Source organism: Bradyrhizobium sp. WSM4874 (genome assembly GCF_055811835.1).
Genome location: NZ_JBVVPR010000099.1, coordinates 1 through 7,161, shown reverse-complemented (window position 1 = coordinate 7,161; position 7,161 = coordinate 1). Strand labels below are relative to the sequence as shown.

General features: G+C 60.3%; 3 protein-coding genes and 2 pseudogenes. 2 read left to right on the top strand and 3 right to left on the bottom strand.

Going from position 1 to position 7,161, the window contains the following annotated elements; genetic code table 11:
• Positions 1 to 917, top strand: a pseudogene (tnpC, locus tag AC0L3P_RS38915) (IS66 family transposase); the annotation flags it as partial.
• Between the two features lie 815 nt (positions 918 to 1,732).
• Here the strand turns inward: tnpC and AC0L3P_RS38910 are convergent.
• From AC0L3P_RS38910 to AC0L3P_RS38900, 3 genes and pseudogenes are all read right to left on the bottom strand, one after another.
• Complete coding sequence (locus AC0L3P_RS38910) at positions 1,733 to 2,422, bottom strand: thermonuclease family protein (RefSeq protein ID WP_473309295.1); 690 nt, start codon at positions 2,420 to 2,422, stop codon at positions 1,733 to 1,735.
• The gene (locus tag AC0L3P_RS38905; protein ID WP_473309297.1) at positions 2,346 to 2,831 is read right to left on the bottom strand and encodes a hypothetical protein; all 486 of its coding nucleotides are present in this window, start codon (positions 2,829 to 2,831) and stop codon (positions 2,346 to 2,348) included. The genes AC0L3P_RS38910 and AC0L3P_RS38905 overlap by 77 nt, the downstream gene beginning before the upstream one ends.
• Before the next feature lie 94 nt (positions 2,832 to 2,925).
• Positions 2,926 to 3,087, bottom strand: a pseudogene (locus tag AC0L3P_RS38900) (MATE family efflux transporter); the annotation flags it as partial.
• A 1,229-nt stretch (positions 3,088 to 4,316) separates the two neighbouring features.
• On the opposite strand from AC0L3P_RS38900, the gene AC0L3P_RS38895 reads away from it, so the two are divergent.
• Positions 4,317 to 7,161 (top strand): amino acid adenylation domain-containing protein (locus AC0L3P_RS38895; RefSeq protein WP_473309294.1); only part of this gene is annotated, 2,845 nt, incomplete at its 3' end.

Below are 7,161 nucleotides of genomic sequence, written 5' to 3'. Positions count from 1 at the left end.
CACTTGATCGAGCGCCATGTGCTTGCTGCCGAGCGCCTGCATGGCGACGACACCACCATCCGCATCCTGGCGAAGGGGCAAGTGCAAGACCGGTCGGATCTGGACATATGTGCGGGATGACCGGCCCTTCGCCGGGCCAGCGCCACCGGCGGGCGGTCTATTACGCCTCGAGCGACCGTCGAGGCGAGCATCCACAGAAGCATCTGGCCGCCTTCGCCGGTATCCTGCGAGCTGATTGCTACAACGGCTTCGAGCCGTTGTTCGATCCGCAGAAGAAGGTGCTGCCGATTACGCCGGCGTTTTGCTTTGCCCATGCGCGGCGGGGCTTCTTCGAGCTGGCCCACATCGAGAAGAACGCCCGGGAAGGCCACAGGGGCAAACCGGTCTCGCCGATCGCGTTGGAGGCGGTCAGACGCCTCGACGCTTTGTTCGAGATCGAGCGCGCCATCAACGGCCGCGGCGCCGACGAGCGGCGCGCTGTGCGCCAGGAAAAGAGCAAGCCGCTTCTCGAGGACATGCATGCCTGGCTGCTCCTCGAGCGCGAACCCCTCTCGCGCTCCTCCGAGGTCCTGAAGCCCATGAATTACATGCTCAGGCGCTGGGACGACTTTGTCCGCTTCCTCGACGATGGCAGGATCTGCCTCACCAACAACGCCGCCGAAAGAGCGTTGCGCGGCATCGCCTTGGGAAGGCGCAATTGGACCTTCGCCGGCAGCCTGCGCGGTGCCGACCGCGCCGCCATCATGCTGACGATGATCACGACCTGTCGCCTCAACGACGTCGATCCCAAGGCCTGGCTCGCCGATATCGTCGCCCGTATCGCCGATCTTCCCGCATCGCGTCTGCACGAACTGCTGCCCTGGGAATGGAAGCTCCTGCGCCAAGCCGACACGCCCGCCGATCAGCAGGCCGCCTGATCTTCACGCAGCGCCATCATAGAGCTCGCCGTGCCCGCGCGCATGCGTCAATCAGGCGGTCTTCGTCGTATGCGTACGTTGCGCTCGTCACATGCGGTGTTGCTCATTCGGCGGATCTCGAGCCAGTGGTGAGCGACCCATGCTGTTTCCAGCCGTATAAACAGTCGTATCGTCCTCTCTGGCATTGTTGTGATCGGCGCCTGCAAGGCAGGTCCACACGTCTTTGTCACCGAAAACGCACGTGTTGTGTTACGCCTGTTACCCGCACGGCCAAACGCTGGCCTACGTCGGAGCAGCCCTGGCTTGGAAAGGCAATCGCGGCCGATACTGCCAACAGCAGCGAAGTCCGAGAAGGGACCTATGTGGCCTTCCCGCGGCAAAGGCCGCAATTCGACTACCATCGTTTCGATGGCATCCTCGGAGCCGGCGTTGAGCAAGCGCTCATACCTGATTGGTCCGTCAGATTTGAGTGCGAGTATATGCGTTTTGGCTGGACGGCATCTGGCGACCTCTGGAAATCAAGCTGGGAGCTCGGGGCATACCAAAACCTGAAAGTTAGAGTCGAGTGCAGTGGAGGTAGGCTGGCTTCCAAGCAACATTGGTGTTGCCTACCTTGCCCAGTGGTTCCTTGAACACCACTGGCCTTCTTTCTTTCCGCTTAACCTCTACCCGGCGGAATCTGATTGTTGTTCCGTGCCACGCTTTGCCTTGTTAGGACCCGGAGAACCCCGTCATTCTTCTGAGGCGAATGCGGCCCTCTTTCGAACTCAAAAGGCGGCGCCTTGGCAGGACCGCGAGTCCATGGTTCTCAAGAATCACGGCCGAGATGGTGTCGTTGCTGCGGAGCTCGCGACTTTGTGTCCTGCGCCGTTGGCGCTTACGAGAGTTTGAGACCATCTTACTCCCTTGATGGTTGGGGGCGGTGGTGAGCTTGACTCACTTCCGATCGACGCCAGCTCGCCCGTGACTGCCACCTCACGCGGAGCCGATTCTCGCAGAGTCTGGTGTGGGGAAGGATGTGCATTCGCGTCATCAGAGCAGTCGGCTGGCCCACCACCTAACCGAATGCACGCTCGATATAACCGAGGTACGGCAAAGCTGCCCGCCCATAAGCCCAGTCCGGCACGATCGGCCGCGCGTTGCGCAGCGTGGTATCGTCCCCTCGAATATCGCGTCCAATCGAGCACGAGACCGTTACGCACCAACCATTCTCCGAGATCGGTGCCATCAGCTGAACAGGTCGCCATCGTCCGTCCACACTCATCCTCCAGGGCTGACAGGCAACTGACTTCGCGATTTGCAATGAAGCCTTCAAGATCGCTCGCGGTCCTGAGGCCACATAGATATAGATTGCCCTTGATATCTCGGCACATTTGAGTCTTGTCCGGCGCATCTATGCCCCAGAGCCGAACGCGTGTCCCGTGAATTTCAAGGCTGTCGGTGCTGATGACCTTTGCCGGCCCCGTCAGCTCGCCGGCCAACACGATGGTGCACAATGCGAGCATGGTCAACACCACGATCAATCCATGCAGGGCGATCTTCTTTGTCGAACTGCGAACATTCCGGCCGAGTGCAGCAGAGCATGGGCAAGCGCCAAAGGCGCTCCATCGCAGCAGTGCTTAGGAGGGAGCTAATGTTCCACAGGCAAGCTCGTTCGACGGATGAATCCTCTTTTATCAGCAGCGCAAGACGCCCGCGTTCAACCTCGCCCGCGATGCTCTGCGACCAGGCTGCTGCGCTGACCGCATCCGGCCTTTGCTCCACGTCGTTACGGCAATCCGCCTCGGCCGCATTGCGCACCAGCAGGTCGAACTCGGTCGTTTGCGTCCGCTGATCAGCGACCAAGCCGGTGCAGACAGCCGGCCGCAAGTCGGCGAGATATGATTTCCCGGTCGCCTTGTGCGGAATGAGCATAAGCTCGGCCGCCTCGCTGCGACGGACAGCAGCGAGCGCGCGCCGCCAGGGACCGCTGCAGCCGGTCGCTATCAGGGAAAGCGTATGCATCGCTTGAGCAAGCGGCAACGGCCTCGGTGCCGATGCGGCCGATGTAGGCAAGATCGGTTGTCATCATCGCGATCTGCCCAAGCTGCGTTAGCGCTATTGGCAACGCGAGTTTCGCGGTTTCCCTGAGTTCGGCCGTGAGGTAATGGCCATCTACACATTTCGGCAGTCGATGACGCCACGATGATACCGGTTTTGTTTCGGCTGTTTTTCCATGAAAGTCAGGCTGCCCCGGTTTGCCTCAGTCGAGCAAACCGATCGCTTGCTTCACTGAGAGGATACCTCCCCGCCCTTGCGAGTTGGCAGCGTGATCTCTATTGCACGATGCTCTCACGCGATGACGAGCCACTCGAAAATGGCGGCGAGACTTCTGAACCGCAAGGGTGATCTCGGACAATTGCTCGTTTCAGCGATCGTCGCCAATGACGGTCCGTGTTGTTGCGTTTAGCTGTGTCTGGTTGAAGACGTCGACGTCTCAAGCGCGACAGTAAGACGGCAGTATTCAGCCAGCGCGGCGAGAGGCGCATTGTTTCTTCAGGAAAGATCGCAGAACGTCGTTTGGCACGTCGGTTGCTTGAGATGCAGGGAAGGCCGTTACGGCCATGCCGGTCTCGCAGCGACTATCCAAGAGCTCAGATGAATCGGTTGATTCAAAATGCCACGCCGCCGCGTCCGTCGCGCGCGCCTCCATGGCGAGGCTCTCATCTGACGGTGCTTCGGTTTGCCGGCGAGGACGGGATTGCCCTGTGTACCCGGTACGGGACGAATGCTGGCAGTCAAAGAGGTGCTGCGGACTACATTCGAAGTGAAGTGGTGCGAGCAGTTAAAGATGATCGACCTGGTAGGCGTCAACCTACGAAGCTGTCAGCTGGCCGCAGACCGGTGTTCGCTCGTAGATGGCCAACGGGCTGATGCAGGACAGTTGGGACCTTCGAGAACGATTGAGACGACGAGAAGATCTCAAGGTCGAGCTCATTCGCGCTCAATCGGACGTAGCCAGGTGTAAAGCAGAGTTGGCGGACATCGAGCAGAGGCTGGAGCGTGAAGATGGCTCATCGGTCTTCTGCGGTGCACGCCAGCGCGCGTCTCCGCCAGACGCTGCGGCGCGTGACGGGCGACCACGTAAATCGCGAAGTGTCGCCGATCCCATCAGTTCACGAGCGGATGCTATGGGGTTCACCAGTCGATCGCGGGACCGTTGAACGCGGTGGCCACGCGGATCACCCACGTGGAGGTGTTGTCATGGGGTACGAACATCACGACTCATGCGGGTTGGCCTCGACGCGTAGCGAACGCGGCGGCGGGGCCGGACAACGAGATGCGGCCGTACCATTCGGCTCTACCGTCTTTGTCGGTGCTGGTACGCTAGCTATCAGGTGCGCGCTGCTGGCGAGAAAGATGGGCCACGTCATAGGCGCCGCATTGTGTGGCGACGCCCTATTCCGCGATTGGGCTGCTCGCGCCGATATCTTGTGTGTTGCGAATGTTGAAGAGTTCTCCGCCTTGGTCAATAGCGAACCGGTGGAGTGGATGTTCTCCGTTGCCAATCCGTTCATATTGCCCGCAGACGTGTTTCGACGCGTGCGTCGAGGCGCGTTCAACTACCACGATGGTCCGCTGCCACGCTATGCTGGGACGCATGCGACGTCTTGGGCGCTGCTGGCCCAAGAGACCGAATATGCCATCACGTGGCATCGCATAGATCATGGTGTTGATACGGGTGACCTGGTGGTTCAACGCCAAGTCCTGATTGGACCCACCGACACCGCGTTAAGCCTGAACCTCAAATGCTATGAAGCCGCAGTCGAGGGATTCCGTGAGCTTTTAACTGGCTTAACGAACGGGACGCTCCCCGCCCGTTCGCAGGCGCTAGCGGACAGAAGCTATTTCCCAGGGGGCCGCCGCCCGGATGCTTCGGGGTGTCTGCGATGGGATAGATCCGCGCAAGATCTATCGGCGATGGCGCGCGCCTTAGACTTTGGGCCGTATCATGCCAATCCGCTATGTTTGCCCAAGGCTCTCGTGGGGAACGACGTTGTCACAGTCATGTGCTTGGAGGTACTGCCTCGGCGCTCGGGCTTTCCGGCAGGTTGCCTGCTTGAAATCCATCCCAGCCACTGGCGTGTGGCGACAGGTACAGAGGATGTTGATGTTTGGTTCTGCAGCTGGGATGGTGAGGCGTTGGACGCGGGCGCACTTGCAAGGCGCTCCGATCTGGATCAAGGCGATCGCCTCCCGATTCTAAGCGATGACGAGGCACGCAGCATCACTGTTGCCCATGAAATGTTGGCGCCTCGAGAGAGTTTTTGGCGACAGCGGCTTGAGCGGTTTAAGACATTGCAGCTTCCCTTTCCGTCATCTTCAGAAGCTGTGGCTTCCCTCAGACGACAGTCGAGTTCCTGGCTGTTTCCAAGTGCTTTGGCCGAGTTGGAGCCAGTTGATCGCACTGAGTACTTGCTGAGTGCTTTACTGATCTATCTCGCCCGCATCACGGGTGAATCAGAGCTTCAATTGGGGTGGACACCCGCACCGAAGGCGTCGCGGGCCGGGTTGAAGGCGGTGGAGGTGCTTGTCGCTTCTGTCGTGCCAATGGAAATAACCATTGACCTTGCTCATGAATTTGCGCGGGTGCGCGGGACGGTTGCGGCCGAATGCGCCGAGCTGAGGGAGCACGATAGCTTTGCGGGGGATCTGATCGCGCGCTGCCCGGCCTTACGGGGGATGGAGGTGCTGCGATCGTGCCGGCCCTGGCCCATAGGCGTCACGGTTACTGAAAACGGCTGTTCCGCTGCTGGTGATCTGGCTTCGCGCCCGAGTTCTGAAGCGGTCCCGTCTGGCGATTTGCTGACGTTTGAGGTTTGCGCCCTGGATGGGAGCTTTCGATGGCACTTTGATGCAAGTCGCTTGGCGCCTGAGCAGATCGACCGTATGACGCAACATCTGCAAAATTTGCTGTGTGCGGTGATGGCCGATGCGGAGCAGCCGGTTGGGCGGATCGGGCTGCTGTCGTCCGCTGAGCGTACCTACCTTTTGGAGGAGCTGAACCGGACGGCGGCGCCTTATCCTTCGGAGCGGTGCATCCATGAGCTATTCGAGGCCGAGGTGCGGAAAGCGCCGGATGCGGTGGCGGTGGTCGATGCGGACGTGCGCCTGAGCTATGGCGAGCTCAATGCGCGGGCGAACCGGCTCGCGCATCATTTGATCGCGCACGGCGTGAAGCTGGGAGATCGCGTCGCGATGGTGTTGGATCGCTCCATTGCTCTTGTGGTGGCGCAACTGGCAGTTCTTAAGGCAGGCGGGGTGTATGTACCGATCGATCGCCGTCTTCCATCTGGCCGACAAAGCTGGATGATGACCGACTGTGCTGTGCGCTTGTTGCTCACAGGGACTGACAATGTTGGCGAGGTTGAGGTTGCGATTCCTGTTCTGGCCATTGAGCCGATCATGGCTGGAGCAGGATGTAGTACCGATCCCGGCTTGGCATTGACCGCCGAGGCTGCCGCTTACGTGATGTACACCTCCGGATCGACCGGCGTTCCCAAGGCGGTTGCGGTTCCTCATCGTGCTGTCAACCGGCTCGTCATCAACAACGGGTATGCGGAGTTTAGGTCGAGTGATCGTGTGGCCTGGGTAGGCAATCCCGCCTTTAGCATCAGTACGCTGGAAGTGTGGGCGCCGCTGCTACACGGTTCGAGGTTGATTGTGATTCCATACATTGGTGTGCTGCAGCCAGAGGTGCTGCGCGGCCTGGTTCAGCAGAACGGCGTTACCGTGCTGCATTTGACAGCCGGGCTGTTTAGCCAGAGCGCCGATCATTTGGCTCCGGTGCTGGCAAGTCTGCGATTGCTATTAGTTGGTGGCGGCGCGGTTGATGTGGCGGCAGTGGCACGGGTTTTGAGCCGGAGTCGACCACAACATCTGTTGCACTGTTATGGCGCAACCGAGACAGCGACCTTTGCGACGGTCTACGAGATCACCGCAATTGACGAGACATTCCGTCGGCTCCCGATCGGCCGCCCGATTGCGAACACGCGGGTCTATCTGCTGGACGGTCATGGTGCGCCCGTTCCGTTCGGGGCGGTGGGGGAGCTCTACATCGGCGGGGCGGGGGTCGCGCGCGGCTACCTGAACCGGCCCGAGCTGACCGCGGAGCGGTTCATCGCCAGTCCCTTTGTGGAAGGCGACCGGCTTTACCGGACCGGCGACCTTGCGCGGTACTTGCCGGACGGCAATCTGGAGTTTT

Excerpts from the sequence above, each read along its gene's own strand:
- AC0L3P_RS38910 (WP_473309295.1), bottom strand. The coding sequence starts at position 2,422 with ATGCTCGCATTGTGCACCATCGTGTTGGCCGGCGAGCTGACGGGGCCG.
- AC0L3P_RS38905 (WP_473309297.1), bottom strand. The coding sequence starts at position 2,831 with ATGCTCATTCCGCACAAGGCGACCGGGAAATCATATCTCGCCGACTTG.